The organism is Cohnella algarum (genome assembly GCF_016937515.1).
Lineage (GTDB): Bacteria > Bacillota > Bacilli > Paenibacillales > Paenibacillaceae > Cohnella > Cohnella algarum.
In genome coordinates, this window is sequence record NZ_JAFHKM010000002.1 from 1,984,007 (window position 1) to 1,999,963 (window position 15,957).

Genomic DNA, 15,957 nt, shown 5'->3' on the forward strand with positions numbered 1-15,957 from the left:
GAGAACAGAATGTTTCAAAATTTGGTCGACATTTTTTTGGAGTTTGGCGTCTGGGGATTGGCGATTCACTCGTTCGTCGATGCCATCATTTTTCCGATTCCGGCCTTTTTTCTGCAGGTATCGTTAAGCCTTGTCGACCCTTCGTCGGCGTTATGGTACGCGACCGTGGGCTATATCGCCTGTTTGCTCGGAACGCCGGTAGGGTACGGGATCGGCAAGCTGCTGGGTCATTCGGTGCTCTACAAATTGCTGAAAAAGGAATGGATCGACAAGGCAACCGCCATGTTCCAAAAAAACGGCGAGGCGACCGTGCTTATCGGCGCGTTCACTCCGATTCCGTTCAAAGTGTTTACGATCATGTCGGGGTGTTTGAAGTTTCCTCTATGGAAGCTGATCGGCTATGCCGCCATAGGCCGGGCCGTCAAATTTTACGTCGTCGGGTTTTTGTTTTACTATTATGGCCGGATGGCGGAGAGCATGGTCAAGGACGTATCGCTCTACATTTTCGTGATTTTCGTTCCGATTCTCCTCCTGGGCCTATGGCTGAAGCGAAGACACGACCGAAAGAAGCAGGCGCGAAACGCCGAGCAACAGCAACTGTAAGGTGCGGCAAGGGGCTGGCAAATGGAATTGCTGGAATACATCGAACGATTGTTTTCGCAATACGGCTATTGGGTGCTGCTGATCGGCCTGCCCCTGGACGCGATCGCGCTGCCGATTCCCCCCGGCAATACGACGCTGGCGTTAACCGGATATTTGGCGTCGCAACGTATTTTGGCGTGGCTTCCGGCGCTCGGTTCCGCTTACTCGGGCGCGGTGATCGGCATTACGGCGACTTACTGGCTCGGACGCAAGATCGGGGCTCCGCTTGTCGAAAGATACGGAAAGTGGCTGTTTCTCAAACCCGACCATGTGGCAAAAACGCGCAAAGCATACGACCGGTACGGAAGCAAAGTGCTGTTGTTCAGCTATTTTCTGCCGGGCATCCGCCAATTCATCGGTTATTTCGCCGGCATTATCCAAGTGCCGTACCGTTCTTTCGCACTGTACGCCTACACGGGCTGCGCCTTGTGGGTGAGCGCCTTTTTCCTGATCGGGTACGGATTCGGGGACCAGTGGGAGATCGTTTTCGGGTTAGTCGAACGGTACATGAAATTCGTTTTCGCGGGGCTGTGCGCGGCCGCCGCCGTCGTCTTCGGCTTGAAGTGGCGGCGCAGCCGGCTGGAGCGGGCCGGACGGTGACCCGGTGAGGAGCATGACAAAGGGCCTCCTGCTAGCGACAGGAGACCCTTGGCGATACTAGCGGCTTACGCTTTGTAAGCGGCCACTGCCTCGTACGTTGCGTCGTCCAGGACGCGGCGCGCGCCGAGGTAGCGTTTTGCGTAATAGCTTTCGTCGAGGTCGGTTACCGTAACCCCTTTGGATGTCGAAGCGTGGGCGAATTTGTTGTTTCCGACATATACGCCAACGTGAGATACGCCTTTGCCGTTCGTGTTGAAGAACACGAGGTCTCCCGGGCGCAGCTCGCTTTGCTCGACTTCCGTTCCGGTCTCGAACTGGTCTTTGGACGAACGAGGCAGCTTGATTTCGAACTTCTTGAATACGTAGGACGTGAAGCCCGAGCAGTCGAACCCGCTGGTCGTCGTTCCGCCGTATTGGTAGTCGACACCGATCAGATCGGTGACCTCGTCGTTCAGCTTGGAGCCCGCAGACGCGGTTCCCGCCTGAAAGGCCAGCAAGAACGCGAATGAGAAAGCAAGAAAACCGAGTGACAACTTCCGCAAAACAAGTGACTCCTTCCAATGCCTACGAGGTTAGCTGAAGGGTTCGGTAGAAGGTTCCCTATGATTCCTGCTAGCGAAGCGGAATCAATTCACCCGGCAAATCTGGTTCCCCCGTTTCCCTGTGCAAGGAAATTCGGCAGTTTTCGCACATGAGAATTAATTATTCGCGCAGTGGGAGTCTTTTCCTGCCGATAAAAGATTAGAATTCGTTAATATAAAGTTAAGAAAGCTTTAATAAACGCGAAAAAACCGGAATGAAAACGAAAAAAGCTATTCCAGGCGCTGCGAATCGCGGCGACGGAATAGCTTTTTTGGCGAACGTTTGCAGGGCGAGGGGCGGGGGAGAACGACGGTCAGGCGGCCGAATCGGCCTTCCATAACGCGTATTGGGAGGCCGAGGTCCAGACGGCCATCATGGTTCGGACGAATTGAAACGCTTGGTGAACCGCGACGGAAATGAATCCGGTCCAGAACATCGTCGCGCCCGTGACGGCGACCGAAGCCGCCGCGCCGATCCCCGTCAGCAACAGCGTAACGGCGGCCAGCGGCAGCGCTTTGGCGCACGCGCGGGCAAGCCCTTTGACGATGCCATCCTTAGATACGGCGCCGAACTGCATGAATTGGAACAGCAGATGAACGATAAAAATCCAGCACATCCAGACGGCGGCGTAAGGGAGCATTTTCAACGCCCACGACTCGACGGAAAATTGCGCCAGAAATTGCGATTTGGCGAAGGGGAGGAGCCATAAAGCCGGCAGAAAAGCCAATGCGTTCTCCAGCAGGTACAGCAGAACGACCGGCTTCCACGCGCGGCGCATGCCGGTGAGCATCCGGGTTCCCCGCTCTTCGTCGGCGTGATGGAAGGAATAGTACAGGCCGGCGTTCAGCAGCGGCGTGAGCACCATGCGGAGAAGCAGCATTCCCGCCAGCATAAGGAGAGCTTCGTTCATGAGGTCGGTTTTGGTCAGACGGAATTGGGCCTCGATCAGGAACAACCGGACCGCGTTGCCGTTCGGGTGCCCGTCGGGGTAACGGGCGAGGATCGGCGTGACGACCGAATCGATAAATCGGTACAGAAAGAAGCCCCACAGCAGCCGGTACAAAAACAGGGCGACCAGCACGTATTTATGCCGGGAGGTCAAACTCCATCCCTCGCGGATTATTGAGCGCATCTCGTTTCACCTCACCAGGCCAGGATGCCGAGCAGACCGTCCACCAGCTTGGTCAAGCCGATATTCCAGCGGGTCCGAACGGGTTCGTCCACATCGGTTTTCAAAAAGTTGTTATACCGGTAATTGTCGAGCACGACCGCCATTTCGGGATCGACCGCCACGAATTGCAGCGGCGATTCGTGTTTGACCTGGAACTGCACGTGCTTTTGCGCGCCGTCCCATGTTTTGCGCAGCTTTTCGCCGTTGGCGAATTGGAACCATACCGATACCGGTTCGGGACTGCCGCCGCGCTTCAGCACGACCCTGGATTCGTAAACGTTCTGATCGTTCAGGCGCGATTCGATCGATTCGACGGAGAAGTCGGCCATTTGGCCGTTTTGGACGTACGCATGGAAAAACTCGGTCCATTTCTTTTTCGTCACGCTCTCGACGACTTTCTGGAAGTCGTAAGAGGATGGGTGCCTGAACCGGTACGTCTGGAAATAGGTCCGCATGATTTTGTTCATCGTTTTTTCGCCTACCTGCTGTTCGATGGCTTTGAGCACAAGCTTGCCGCGCATGTACACGTTTTCCGCGTAGCTGTTTGAATCGCCGTACGCCCAGGCGTATTGCTTCAGCGGTTCGGGCCGGGTCAAATAGCTCGCCTCGACGATAGGGTTGGGGACGACATCGTAAATTTCCTCCATCAGCTTATCTTCCGTGTAGGACGTAAAGCCTTCGTCCAGCCAAGCTTCTTCGAATTCGTTCGTGGCGACGATGCCGTACCAGTATTGATGGGCGATTTCGTGCACGACGGTCCGTTCCAGCTCGAACCCGGGGTTGTCGTTTTTGGCCGCCGCTCCCGTGATGAGGGTCGGGTACTCCATGCCGCCCGCGCCGTTGGCGTCGGCCGGCGGGATGACGATGGAAAGGGTGGAATAAGGATAGTCCCCGTACCATTTGCCCAGCAGCGCCAGCGCGGACTTGGCGGCGTGCATATAGCGCTCCTGCAAATCCTTGTGAAGCGGGTCGATGTACAGCTTGATCCGGACGCCCGGCACGCCGATGGACGAAAATGAATCTTCTACGTAATGAAAAGAAGGGGATGCCGCCCAGGCAAAGTCGTGCACGTCGTCGGCGTAAAACTGGTACGTTTTGCGGCCGTCCTTGATGACCGCCTGCTGCGTCTGAAAGCCGGTTGCGGCCACTTTGTACGCTTCGGGCACGTCGATTTTGACGCTGTAAATGCCGAAGTCCGAGTAAAACTCCGAATTTCCGTGATACTGGTGCGTGTTCCAGCCTTCGGATGTCCGTCCCCGCGTTCCGACCGTCTCGTAGGCGGCGGCTTTGGGGAACCATTGCCCGGCCATCACGAAGTCTTCGGCTTTGCCCATGCGGGCGAACACTTGCGGCAGCTGAACGGCGAACGTCATGCGCAGCGTTACCTTCTGACCGGGGGCGACCGGCTCCGGAAGCCGGAAGGACGCGAGGGTCCGGTCGTCTTTGTTGCCGTCGTCGGGCTGGACGTAATGCAACCGGGGGAGCAGCGTTTCGCCCTGGGCGGTTTCAAGCGACGTCAGCGTCATCGCTCCGTAGCTTCCGTTTTTCATCCGGTCCCCTCTGAGCTGGCCCCCGATTCTTTCAAAAACGTGCTGCCCGGAGAAAAAGCGTTCGGATATAAGTGCAGGTAAAACTCTTGGACGGGCTTGCGGCCGGGGTTTTTCCAGGTTAGCGTCTGCTGCCCCGACAGCGTGCCGTCTTCCTCCAATTTGACGCTGATGTGGTACTCCGAAACCCGGTTGCTCAGAACGACCGGCTTGGGCGCGATCGGCACGTCGGCTTCGGGCTCCGCGGCGGCTGCCTTCGCGTCGGACGGACCGGCGGGGGCGGAAGCCGTTCGCAGCTCCGGCACCTCCGGCGAATGTCGTTCCGGCGGCTCCGCGGCCGACTCCTGCAGCCCGGCGGACTGAAGGGCGGAGGCGGGCAGGGCGTACTGGTTGACCCAAGCCTCCGCGAATCCGAACGGAATCGAGAAGACGAGCATGGCGGCAGCGGCGGCCAAAACAAGGTAACGCATAAAGCGGCGTTGGGGCATACGGATTACCCTCCCGTTGACAAGCTTACTACGGGATATATATGCCGGTTGTCCAAGGAATATATCTGAGGGCGGACAACATCTCCGGCGGGCGGATCGGCGCGAAGCGGCGGGGTGCCGGATCGGGCGGCAAGGTAAGGGCGCGGGATAGCGGCGGGCTGGCGGATCGGCGGCAAGGCGGCGGGGTGTCGGGCGGAAGCGGGCTGGCGGATCGGCGGCGGAGCGGCGGGATGCCGGGCGGAGGCGGGCTGGCGGATCGGGAGGGAAGGCGGCGGGGTGCCGGGCGGAGGCGGGGCGTCCGGGATCACGAGCGGAAAGTGCCCTGGGATCGCGCGTCGCTTTCCGTTTGCTGCGATCCATCGCTTTTCCCGGTCAAATTCGCTACAATGGGATTAGTTAGTCCGTTTGGATGGAGGCGTATACGATGGAGCAAAATCAACCGCAATCCGCGCCGGAGAAAAAGAAGCTGGCGCTGAATATCGTAAGCAATGCCAAGCAGCATAAAGGCTTCGGCGCGGGAAGCATCGACCTGAGCCAAATGTCCCCCGTTATTATCGACCAGGGCGAAGCATACCTCGATATGGGAGCGATGCATGCCAAGAGCAAGGTGGAAAAGGGAATTAAATTTTCCCCGGACAAGGAAACCGTGCCGAACGGGCGCCAGGCCTGGATCGTATGGGTGGCGGTCGATCACGATGCGGAAGGCGGCTACTACGCCGGCGTAACCTCTTGCGAGATGCTGATCGATACGGAGGCTCGGCGCGGATGGAAAATCCTTCCGGACCACGTGAACCGGATGGATGCCGCTCTCAAGCGCAAATATATGCTCGACAACCTCGGGCCGGAAGAGAAGGCGCTGCTGCGAGGTTTGCTGCAGGAACATAACGCGGAATGGTGGAATCATTCTCCGCAGCAGTTGAAGGATCTTCTCGCTTGATTTGAATTGCCGCTTGTGAGGGAGGAGGTCGGTTCGAGACTTCAGCGGGGCGCAACTGTATGGCGAGCGGCAAGGTGGCGCACTGGGTGCGCTACTTTTACAATAACAAACTGCAGACGAATGGACAGCCTCTAATTGTAACTGGGAACATTTTCATCGATATGCGCATCGTAGGGCCGAAAGAATTTCCCCCAGTTCCTTGGCCGCGCACACATACCTGTCCGGCACTTCGGCCAGCTATGGCTAGGAGCCGATCGGCAGCGGTTCTACCTTGGAGTCCAAAGACTCACTCGTATCAACGATGGAACGGTTACGATCGATTCGAGCAAGGATGCCCTCCACAGCGAGAACGACGAGTAGAAATGTACCGGATCGAGGAGATCTTATCTGGTTGCAATTTTACCGAAATCCAGTCATAAACAAGCCGGGAAGTGCCCCGCTTTTGTTGTTTCTCCTGCTGCCTATAACGGCAAGGTGGGGCTTTCTCTTCTTTGTCCGGTAAGCTCAAGGATAAGGGGCTGTCCATTCGAGGTCGCCATTCCACGGAGTCTGCCTGTAAAAGGAGTAATCCTCACTGATCAGGTGAAAAGCATTGACTGGCAAACCCGACAGGCAGTTTTTAGGTACCTGATGAGACACTGGTTGAGGTTATATTCAAAATGGATTTGAGACCCTTGATTGCCATCCCTGTAGTACTGCTTTGCTTTGGCCCTTGGAACAATCGAAGCAGCATCCCTTGACTTGTTTTGTTGCTTCTTCATCAACCGGCGCCTATTCACACGTTCTTGCATCCGCTCAGTGGGGGAGACGACTGCAAAACGTTTCAAATACCGCGCGACGAGGAACCGATACAGCATGTGGATACAGCGTTGAAATTACGATTCGAATTCCCCGATTCATGCCGCTCCGTCTCTCACCACCAGCCATGTGTTCTCGTCGATCTTGTATCGCTCCGCAAGGAAGTCCCCGGGCCCTTCTCAGGAGTTCTCCCGGATGGCCCGGTGGCTGAGTACGTTTTATCCCAACAAAGGCTTGAGCCGGTGATACGCTGTCTTTGTAGGACGGGTCCTGGCTTGCGTCTCTTCCAGATGCGGACTTACTTTCCCGCGCCATTCAAACTGCATCCAATTCCTACTCTTTCTGAGGAGCGAAGCGTTTGCCTTTGCCGACGTGAAATTCTCTTGTTAAGGGGCTGCCTATCCGATTTCACGGCGGCAGCAACCGGAAGGAGACGCACCCTCCAAAGTATAAATCGCTAAAAAAACGGAGGCCATCCCTAAGTCAATTTGATAATTTATGGGATAGCCCAATCTTGTGCGTTTCCGAGATGTATAGCATAATTTTCATATATAACCGGCAGAGGACGGAATCGAATGCAAACCGTGAACATCATCCTCGACTCGTACAGCGTGCTTATTACCTTAATTCTGATTCTCTATTTATGGACGAACGGCAAAACCGGCGAGAAATCCGGACGCTACTTTATGCTGATTTGTGTTTCCAACCTCGGAATGGTGCTTGGGGATATCGGCAGCTGGGCTTTCGAAGGCATGGCGCAGCCATGGTACCCTTTTGCCCTCCGGTTCGGCACCGCTCTGAATTTTGCTTGCACCGCGCCGCTTCTCCTGACTTTTCTCGGGTACGTCATGGCGTTTCTTACCCCTAAGGTTGCTTTTAAGAAATACATCTGGAACGCTGCCTGCGTCCTCGCTGCCGTGCAGTTCTTGTTCAGCGTGCTGTCCTTATGGAACGGCATGTATTTCGATTTCTCCTCGGACAATCTCTATCGGCGCGGCGATTGGTTCTGGCTCTCCCAGCTCATTCCCTTTCTGATTTACGGAACTTCCACAACGCTCATCCTCCGGTACCGACGTTACCTGGATTCCAGAGACGTTCTGTTCCTGTTGAGCTATGTGGTATTGCCGCTGGTTGGGGAAGCGATTCAATTCGCCTACTACGGGATCGCGCTGACGGGACCGGCCGCGACCTTCTCCATCCTGCTTATCTTCATCAACATTCAATCGAAGCGGGAGCTGCTCTTAAAGCAGCAGGAGAAAGAGCTGGTGGAGGCCCGCATCGGCATTCTGATCAGCCAGATTCAGCCCCACTTTCTTTATAACACGCTGACGGTCATCCGGCAGCTTTGCGATCTGGATCCGAAGCAGGCCAAGCAGGCGATCGGGGACTTCTCCTTGTTTCTGCGGGCCAATATGGGCGTTCTGGAGAGCAAAGCGCCGATCCCCTTCTCCCAGGAGTTGTCCCATGTGCAGTATTATTTGAATCTGGAGCAGCAGCGGTTCCGGGAGCGTCTGAGAGTGATTTATGACATCGGCCCCAAGGACTTCCAGATCCCCCCTCTGACCGTTCAACCCCTTGCGGAAAACGCGGTGCGTCACGGCATCATGAGGCGGGAGGAAGGAGGCGCGATTACGATTCGTACGGAAGAAACGGATACCTCCTATCGGATAGTCATAATGGACGATGGAGTCGGGTTTGCGTCCCTGCCCGATCCCTCGGAGGGCGAGCAGCGCGTTGGGATTCGCAATGTGCGCAGACGACTGGAGGAGCTGTGCGGAGGAAGGCTGACGATCGACAGTATCCCGGGCCGAGGAACGACCGCTGCCATTATTCTGCCGAAGGAAAAGGAAGGGAAACTCCAATGAATTTCTTAATCGTGGATGACGAGCCGCTGGTTCTTGGGGATCTCGAGCAAGCGCTGAGGGAAGCGGTGCCGGATTGCGCCATTTATCCGTTTGCCACATCGGGCAAGGCGCTGGAGCAAGCGCGGTCCGTTCGGTTCGACGTGGCGTTTCTGGACATCGAGCTGGGCAGCTCCAGCGGGCTTGTACTTGCCAAGGAGTTAAAAGATATTCAGCCGGACGTTCCTATCATCTTCGTGACCAGCTATGCCAAATACGCGGTAGACGCCTTCCGGGTTCGGGCCACCGGATACCTGATGAAGCCTGTGCTCCAAGAGGACATTTTACGAGAGTTGACTTTTATTTACGAGGACTCGCTTCAAGCCAAAAGGAAAAAGGTGCAGGTGCAGACCTTCGGCGGCTTCGAGGTATTCGTGAACGGCAGGCCGCTCCAATTCAAGCGCGCCAAGGCCAAGGAGCTGCTCGCCTGCCTGATCGACCGGAGGGGGGCCAGCCTGACGACGGCGGAAGCCTGCGCGATTCTCTGGGAGGACGAGGCGGGCGATCCGGCGAAGCGCGATTACTTCCGAACCATCGTCAAGGACTTGAAGGAATCCTTGCAGCAGGAGAATATCTCGTCTGTTTTACGCAAGTGGCATGGGCGCCTCTCCATCGATCCCGAGCAATTGGACTGCGACAGCTACCGGTTCCTGGATGGAGATCCGCAGGCGGTCAACGGCTATCGCCACGATTATTTGCCTAGCTATAGCTGGGCGGAATTTGCCGTCACCAGGTTTGAATAGAAAGGCCATGCAGGAGCATGCCACGGTTTTGCAACGCTCTGATTCTTATACTAATTTAGAAGATTCAGAGGTCTGGTGAGGTGGGCAGAGATGAGGGAAAGCAGAATAAAGGGTTACCGCTCCATTATCGTCTATGCGTTGATCGCGGTAATGGTTTGTACGGGTTGGCCGTCCGTCGGGCATGCAGCTTCTTTTACGGTTGATAGTGCACGAGGGAAGATAGCTGCAGGAGCCCTCCATAGCGTGGCTTTGAAATCTGACGGATCTGTGGTGGCTTGGGGAAATAATAGTAATGGTCAGTGTAATGTTCCGTCCGGATTAACAGGAGCAGTGGATGTAGTTGCAGGAAACGGTCATAATCTAGCCTTAAAATCAGACGGAACAGTGGCGGCCTGGGGATATAATGGTGATGGTCAGAGTAATGTCCCGTCCGGATTAACCGGTGTGAAGGCTATAGCTGCAGGAACCCTTCATAGTCTGATCTTAAAATCAGACGAAACAGTGGTCGCCTGGGGACATAATGGTTATGGTCAGAGTAATGTCCCGTCCGGATTAACCGGTGTGGCGGCTATAGCTGCGGGATATTTTCATAGTCTGGCCTTAAAATCAGACGGAACGGTAGTGGCCTGGGGAGCTAATGAACCGAGTAATGTCCCTTCCGGATTAACCGGCGTGGTGGCTATAGCTGCAGGAGACTTTCATAGTCTGGCCTTAAAATCAGACGGAACGGTGGTGGCCTGGGGAGATAACCTATATGGCCAGAGCGTTGTCCCGTCCGGGTTAACCGGCGTGGTGGCTATAGCTGCGGGATATTCTCATAGTCTGGCCTTAAAATCAGACGGAACGGTGGTGGCCTGGGGATATAACAGCTATGGCCAAAGCAATGTCCCGGCCGGATTAACCGGCGTGGTGGCTATAGCTGCAGGCAGCTATCATAGTCTGGCCTTAAAATCAGACGGAACGGTGGTCGCCTGGGGATATAACAACTATGGTCAAAGCAATGTCCCGGCCGGGTTGAATCTGCTGACCCAAGTGCCGGTTAGCAATGATCATTCTTTCACTATTAATCAGAATACCACCGGAACCGGTACTTTAACCGCTACGGATGCCGACGGAGACCCGTTGACTTACTTGCTTGTCAGTCCGCCAAGCAAGGGAATCGCATCCGTGTCCAACTCGGGTTCTTATACCTACACGCCATATTGGGATGTGACCGGAATCGATACGTTTCAGTATCAGGTGAACGATGGAACGGTCAGTTCGAATGTGGCCACCGTAACGGTGAACATTCTATCGAATAACGCGGATTTAAGCAGCCTGACGATTAGCAAAGGTACGCTTAGCCCGGCTTTCTCATCGGACCAAGTAAATTACTCGGTGAGTGTGCTCTATGAGGTAGATCAATTGACCATTTCGCCGATGGTAGAGGATAGCACGGCGACGCTAAAAATTAATTCGGCTTCGACAGTCAGCGGCATTGGCAAGACAGTGGATCTGAATGTGGGGAGTAACGAGATTCTGGTGGAGGTTACCTCCCAGGCCGGGACGCAGAAAACGTATACGGTCTTGGTAACCCGAGCGCCGCAGTCCAGCAACTCGGACCTGAGCAACTTGACGATTAGTCAGGGAACGTTGTCGCCATCGTTCTCGTCCGGTACGACCGAGTACACCGCGAGCGTGGGGAACGAAATAACCAGCTTGGAGATTACGCCGACGGTGGCGGACGGCACGGCGACGTTGCAAGTGAACACGGCGGATGCGACCAGCGGGAGCGCCAGGATGGTAAATCTCGATGTAGGAGACAACGAGATCGTAGTGGACGTTACGGCGCAGAATGGCGCGACGAAGACGTACAAGGTGACGGTAACCCGGGCGAAGTCGAGCAATGCGGACCTGAGCAACTTGACGATTAGTCAGGGAACGTTGTCGCCATCGTTCTCGTCCGGTACGACCGAGTACACTGCGAGCGTGGGGAACGAAATAACCAGCTTGGAGATTACGCCGACGGTGGCGGACGGCACGGCGACGTTGCAAGTGAACACGGCGGATGCGACCAGCGGGAGCGCCAGGACAGTAAGCCTGAACGTTGGGGACAACGAGATCTTGGTGGACGTTACGGCGCAGAATGGCGCGACGAAGACGTACAAGGTGACGGTAACCCGGGCGAAGTCGAGCAATGCGGACCTGAGCAACTTGACGATAAGCGAGGGTACGCTTTCTCCGTCGTTCTCCGCCGACACGACCGAGTACACCGCAAGCGTTGGGAACGAAATAACCAGCTTGGAGATTACGCCGACGGTGGCAGACGGCACGGCGACGTTGCAAGTGAACACGGCGGATGCGACCAGCGGGAGCGCCAGGATGGTAAATCTCGATGTAGGAGACAACGAGATCGTAGTGGACGTTACGGCGCAGAATGGCGCGACGAAGACGTACAAGGTGACGGTAACCCGGGCGAAGTCGAGCAATGCGGACCTGAGCAACTTGACGATTAGTCAGGGAACGTTGTCGCCATCGTTCTCGTCCGGTACGACCGAGTACACTGCGAGCGTGGGGAACGAAATAACCAGCTTGGAGATTACGCCAACGGTGGCGGACGGCACGGCGACGTTGCAAGTGAACACGGCGGATGCGACCAGCGGGAGCGCCAGGACAGTAAGCCTGAACGTTGGGGACAACGAGATCTTGGTGGACGTTACGGCGCAGAATGGCGCGACGAAGACGTACAAGGTGACGGTAACCCGAGCGGAGTCGAGCAACGCCGACTTGAGCAACTTGACGATTAGTCAGGGAACGTTGTCGCCATCGTTCTCCGCCGACAAAACCGAGTACACCGCAAGCGTGGGGAACGAAATAACCAGCTTGGAGATTACGCCGACGGTGGCGGACGGCACGGCGACGTTGCAAGTGAACACGGCGGATGCGACCAGCGGGAGCGCCAGGATGGTAAGCCTGAACGTTGGGGACAACGAGATCGTAGTGGACGTTACGGCGCAGAATGGCGCGACGAAAACGTACAAGGTGACGGTAACCCGGGCGAAGTCGAGCAATGCGGACCTGAGCAACTTGACGATAAGCGAGGGTACGCTTTCTCCGTCGTTCTCCGCCGACACAACCGAGTACACCGCAAGCGTGGGGAACGAAATAACCAGCTTGGAGATTACGCCGACGGTGGCAGACGGCACGGCGACGTTGCAAGTGAACACGGCGGATGCGACCAGCGGGAGCGCCAGGATGGTAAATCTCGATGTAGGAGACAACGAGATCGTAGTGGACGTTACGGCGCAGAATGGCGCGACGAAGACGTACAAGGTGACGGTAACCCGGGCGAAGTCGAGCAATGCGGACCTGAGCAACTTGACGATTAGTCAGGGAACGTTGTCGCCATCGTTCTCGTCCGGTACGACCGAGTACACTGCGAGCGTGGGGAACGAAATAACCAGCTTGGAGATTACGCCGACGGTGGCGGACGGCACGGCGACGTTGCAAGTGAACACGGCGGATGCGACCAGCGGGAGCGCCAGGACAGTAAGCCTGAACGTTGGGGACAACGAGATCTTGGTGGACGTTACGGCGCAGAATGGCGCGACGAAGACGTACAAGGTGACGGTAACCCGAGCGGAGTCGATCAACGCCGACTTGAGCAACTTGACGATTAGTCAGGGAACGTTGTCGCCATCGTTCTCCGCCGACACAACCGAGTACACCGCAAGCGTGGGGAACGAAATAACCAGCTTGGAGATTACGCCGACGGTGGCGGACGGCACGGCGACGTTGCAAGTGAACACGGCGGATGCGACCAGCGGGAGCGCCAGGATGGTAAGCCTGAACGTTGGGGACAACGAGATCGTAGTGGACGTTACGGCGCAGAATGGCGCGACGAAAACGTACAAGGTGACGGTAACCCGGTTAGGACTGTCCGATGAGGAAGCGGTCATGGAAGCCCAAAAGGCCTTGGAAGTCGGCTTTGCGGAGGGTGATAGTTCGGGCGCGGTCACCAAGAACGTGATATTGCCCATGGGCGGCTTAAATGAAACCGCGATTAGCTGGACCTCCGACAAGCCGAATGTGATCGCTCCGGATGGAACCGTGACCCGTCCGAAATATTCTGCTGGCGATTCTGCTGTGGTTCTGACAGCCTTAATTGCCAAGAACGGCATCACGGACACCAAGACATTTACCCTGACGGTGAAGGCGACAGAAGCCCAATTCTATACCCTAACGGTCGAGAACGGAACGGGGAGCGGCAGCTATGAAGAAGGGGTAGAGGTAGCCATTGTGGCGGACGCGCCGCCAGAAGGCAAGGAATTTGACAAGTGGATCGGAGGAGACGGGGGTGTCTTGGCCGACGCTACCAGCAGCAGCACGACATTCACCATGCCGGCAGACGCTGCTACGGTCACGGCTACTTACAAGATAATGGCACCGGCGCTGATGCCTAGCATTGAGTTGAGTCAGACGGATAACCACGACTTTGGCTCCGTCATCGAAGGATACTCGCCTCGGACGCCGTTCACCGTTCTGGTCAACAATACGGGCACCGGGGCGACCGGCGATTTGACAGTTGAGCTAGGCGGAAGCGATGCGAGCGCGTTTGCGTTATCGAAGACGACTATCGGCAGCATCGGAGCTAGCGGCAGCGACAACTTTACGGTCGTTCCGAACAATCACCTGCTTGCGGGAAGCTTTTCGGCGACGGTCGCTGTCTACGGCGATAACGTCGCGCCTCAGAGATTCACCGTCAGCTTTACCGTGACGACGACCCCGCCGGAAATCCCGACAGCCCCGGCGAACGTATCCAGCGTCGCGGGAGACGGACAGGTAACTCTGAATTGGGAAGCCGTAACGGGTGCGGATCATTACTCGGTGTACCAATATGAAGGAACGGCGGCTCCGACGGATGAAACCGATTGGAATCTCGTGCAGGCGAGCGTAACGTCGGCGACGTACACCGTAACGAACTTAACGAACGGGACGAGTTATGCATTCGCGGTTAAAGCGATCGGCGCAGGAGGAACGAGCGGGTTCTCGGCAGCGACGTTGTCGACTCCAACCGCTTCCTTGCCGCCTGCCCCGACAGCCCCCGCGAAATTAATCGGTGTCGCGGGAGACGGACAGGTGACTCTGAATTGGGAAGCCGTAACGGGTGCGGATCATTACTCGGTGTACCAATATGAAGGAACGGCGGCTCCGACGGATGAAACCGATTGGAATCTCGTGCAGGCGAGCGTAACGTCGGCGACGTACACCGTAACGAACTTAACGAACGGGACGAGTTATGCATTCGCGGTTAAAGCGATCGGCCCAGGAGGAACAAGCGGATTCTCCGAAGCGGCAACAGCGACCCTGGTAGCAACGGGCGGCAACGGTGTAGTCGGTGGGGGCGGTAACAGCCCAAGCCATGTGACTTCGGCGAATGGAGCCATCGCCATCCCGGTCGGAAGCTCCGGAGAAGTCGGCCTGAACGACGAAATTTCCATTCAGGTTCCTGTCGGCGCGGCGGAGCAAGAGCTTCGCATCACGATCGACGATCGATCGGTCGCGGATATCCCATCTTCGACGCAGGAAGCATTCGCAAGTTCAGTTTTCGAAGTCTTGAAGAACGTCGCAGGAGCCTTCAAGAAGCCGGTCAAGCTCTCGATCAAGTTCGATCCGGCCAAGGTCGGCAGCGACCGGAAGGCCTCCATTCACTACTACGATGAAGAAAAGAAAACGTGGAGAGAAGTGGGAGGCACGGTTGACGGCGAATGGATCACGGTGGAGGTGGACCATTTCACCAAGTATGCCGTTCTGGCAATCGAAGCGAATAACAACGACGACGAAGAAACGGTTACCGAACCGATCCCATCCTTTACCGATATCGCCGGCCATTGGGGCGAGCAATCGATCGTTCGCGCGGCGACGTTGAAGCTGGTTAGCGGTTACCTCGACGGCACGTTCAAGCCGAATGCCCCGGTAACTCGCGCCGAATTTACCGTTATGCTGGCTAGCTCGCTGAAGCTGGACGGGACAGGCGTAGCTCTTGCCTTCAAAGACGAGGCCAAGATCGGCGCCTGGGCGAAACAAGCGGTAGCTCTCGCCGTGCAAGCGGGTATCGTCAGCGGTGACGGGGGAGGCAGCTTCCGGCCGGAGGCCAAGATCACCCGCGCGGAGATAGCGTCTATGATTGCCAAAGCGTTGCAGATATCCCCCGGCGCGAACGTAACAACCGGCTTCGGCGATGACGAAGACATTCCGAAATGGGCTAAGGGCTCTGTCGGAGCGATCCGCCAACTGGGCATCGTAAGCGGCCGCAGCGGCAATTCGTTTGCCCCGAACGGCAAAGCCTCGCGTGCGGAAGCTGTCGTCATGCTGCTCCGATTGCTGGAAGTTAGTCAACTATAATAGCTCTAGCGGTTGCCCAGGAGGCAGCCGCTTTTTTCACTTAAGTTCCATCAAAGTTTTTCCCCCCTTAAGTATAAAGACAATGGAGGCGATGAAAATCCGCGAGTCACGTAAGGTTAGACCCCCTGCGAGAAAGGAGGTATCCTGTCCGGGCAATTTCGAAA

Annotated in this window: 9 protein-coding genes, 2 pseudogenes and 1 riboswitch; of the genes and pseudogenes, 7 read left to right on the forward strand and 4 right to left on the reverse strand. The window is 56.4% G+C overall.

All coding sequences use genetic code 11. The features are described 5' to 3' along the window. Positions 1 to 9 precede the first annotated feature (9 nt). Together JW799_RS09020 and JW799_RS09025 are read left to right on the forward strand one after the other, a co-directional pair. Positions 10 to 603: a YqaA family protein gene (locus JW799_RS09020; RefSeq protein ID WP_080832057.1), complete on the forward strand. Its 594-nt coding sequence runs from the start codon at positions 10 to 12 to the stop codon at positions 601 to 603. A gap of 21 nt (positions 604 to 624) precedes the next feature. Beyond that, the gene (locus tag JW799_RS09025) at positions 625 to 1,242 is read left to right on the forward strand and encodes a DedA family protein (RefSeq protein WP_080832056.1); all 618 of its coding nucleotides are present in this window, start codon (positions 625 to 627) and stop codon (positions 1,240 to 1,242) included. A gap of 65 nt (positions 1,243 to 1,307) precedes the next feature. Here the strand turns inward: JW799_RS09025 and JW799_RS09030 are convergent, their stop codons facing one another. The 3 genes and pseudogenes from JW799_RS09030 to JW799_RS09040 all read right to left on the reverse strand — a co-directional run bounded on the left by JW799_RS09030 (position 1,308) and on the right by JW799_RS09040 (position 4,979). After that, entirely contained in the window at positions 1,308 to 1,784 is a 477-nt protein-coding gene (locus tag JW799_RS09030; protein WP_080832055.1) for a C40 family peptidase, read from the reverse strand. A 4-nt stretch (positions 1,785 to 1,788) separates the two neighbouring features. Then, positions 1,789 to 1,933: riboswitch (cyclic di-AMP (ydaO/yuaA leader) on the reverse strand. A gap of 204 nt (positions 1,934 to 2,137) precedes the next feature. Further along, positions 2,138 to 2,956 carry a hypothetical protein gene (locus tag JW799_RS09035; protein ID WP_139787047.1) on the reverse strand — a complete coding sequence of 273 codons (819 nt, stop codon included), beginning with the start codon at positions 2,954 to 2,956 and terminating at the stop codon, positions 2,138 to 2,140. Between the two features lie 11 nt (positions 2,957 to 2,967). Further along, positions 2,968 to 4,979, reverse strand: a pseudogene (locus tag JW799_RS09040) (M1 family metallopeptidase). 475 nt (positions 4,980 to 5,454) lie between these two features. On the opposite strand from JW799_RS09040, the gene JW799_RS09045 reads away from it, so the two are divergent. Together JW799_RS09045 and JW799_RS09050 are read left to right on the forward strand one after the other, a co-directional pair. Then, positions 5,455 to 5,967 carry a YwhD family protein gene (locus JW799_RS09045; RefSeq protein WP_080832051.1) on the forward strand — a complete coding sequence of 171 codons (513 nt, stop codon included), beginning with the start codon at positions 5,455 to 5,457 and terminating at the stop codon, positions 5,965 to 5,967. Between the two features lie 396 nt (positions 5,968 to 6,363). Beyond that, a complete protein-coding gene (locus JW799_RS09050) occupies positions 6,364 to 6,636 on the forward strand; it encodes a type II toxin-antitoxin system PemK/MazF family toxin (protein ID WP_338026348.1) in 273 nt (90 codons plus the stop codon). Between the two features lie 146 nt (positions 6,637 to 6,782). On the opposite strand, the pseudogene JW799_RS30010 reads toward JW799_RS09050, so the two are convergent. After that, a pseudogene (locus JW799_RS30010) lies at positions 6,783 to 6,944 on the reverse strand (ISLre2 family transposase); the annotation flags it as partial. Positions 6,945 to 7,340: 396 nt separating this feature from the next. On the opposite strand from JW799_RS30010, the gene JW799_RS09055 reads away from it, so the two are divergent. The 3 genes from JW799_RS09055 (at position 7,341) to JW799_RS09065 (ending at position 15,793) form a co-directional block, all read left to right on the forward strand. Then, on the forward strand, positions 7,341 to 8,630 hold the full coding sequence (locus JW799_RS09055; RefSeq protein ID WP_205429468.1) for a sensor histidine kinase: 1,290 nt from the start codon (positions 7,341 to 7,343) through the stop codon (positions 8,628 to 8,630). Next, on the forward strand, positions 8,627 to 9,409 hold the full coding sequence (locus JW799_RS09060; protein ID WP_185138396.1) for a response regulator: 783 nt from the start codon (positions 8,627 to 8,629) through the stop codon (positions 9,407 to 9,409). The genes JW799_RS09055 and JW799_RS09060 overlap by 4 nt, the downstream gene beginning before the upstream one ends. Before the next feature lie 150 nt (positions 9,410 to 9,559). Continuing rightward, entirely contained in the window at positions 9,560 to 15,793 is a 6,234-nt protein-coding gene (locus tag JW799_RS09065; protein WP_338026349.1) for a cadherin-like beta sandwich domain-containing protein, read from the forward strand. The last annotated feature ends 164 nt before the right edge of the window (positions 15,794 to 15,957 follow it).

Coding starts and splice junctions, on each gene's coding strand:
- JW799_RS09020 (WP_080832057.1), top strand. CDS start 10: ATGTTTCAAAATTTGGTCGACATTTTTTTGGAGTTTGGCGTCTGGGGA.
- JW799_RS09025 (WP_080832056.1), top strand. CDS start 625: ATGGAATTGCTGGAATACATCGAACGATTGTTTTCGCAATACGGCTAT.
- JW799_RS09035 (WP_139787047.1), bottom strand. CDS start 2,956: ATGCGCTCAATAATCCGCGAGGGATGGAGTTTGACCTCCCGGCATAAA.
- JW799_RS09045 (WP_080832051.1), top strand. CDS start 5,455: ATGGAGCAAAATCAACCGCAATCCGCGCCGGAGAAAAAGAAGCTGGCG.
- JW799_RS09055 (WP_205429468.1), top strand. CDS start 7,341: ATGCAAACCGTGAACATCATCCTCGACTCGTACAGCGTGCTTATTACC.
- JW799_RS09060 (WP_185138396.1), top strand. CDS start 8,627: ATGAATTTCTTAATCGTGGATGACGAGCCGCTGGTTCTTGGGGATCTC.
- JW799_RS09065 (WP_338026349.1), top strand. CDS start 9,560: ATGGTTTGTACGGGTTGGCCGTCCGTCGGGCATGCAGCTTCTTTTACG.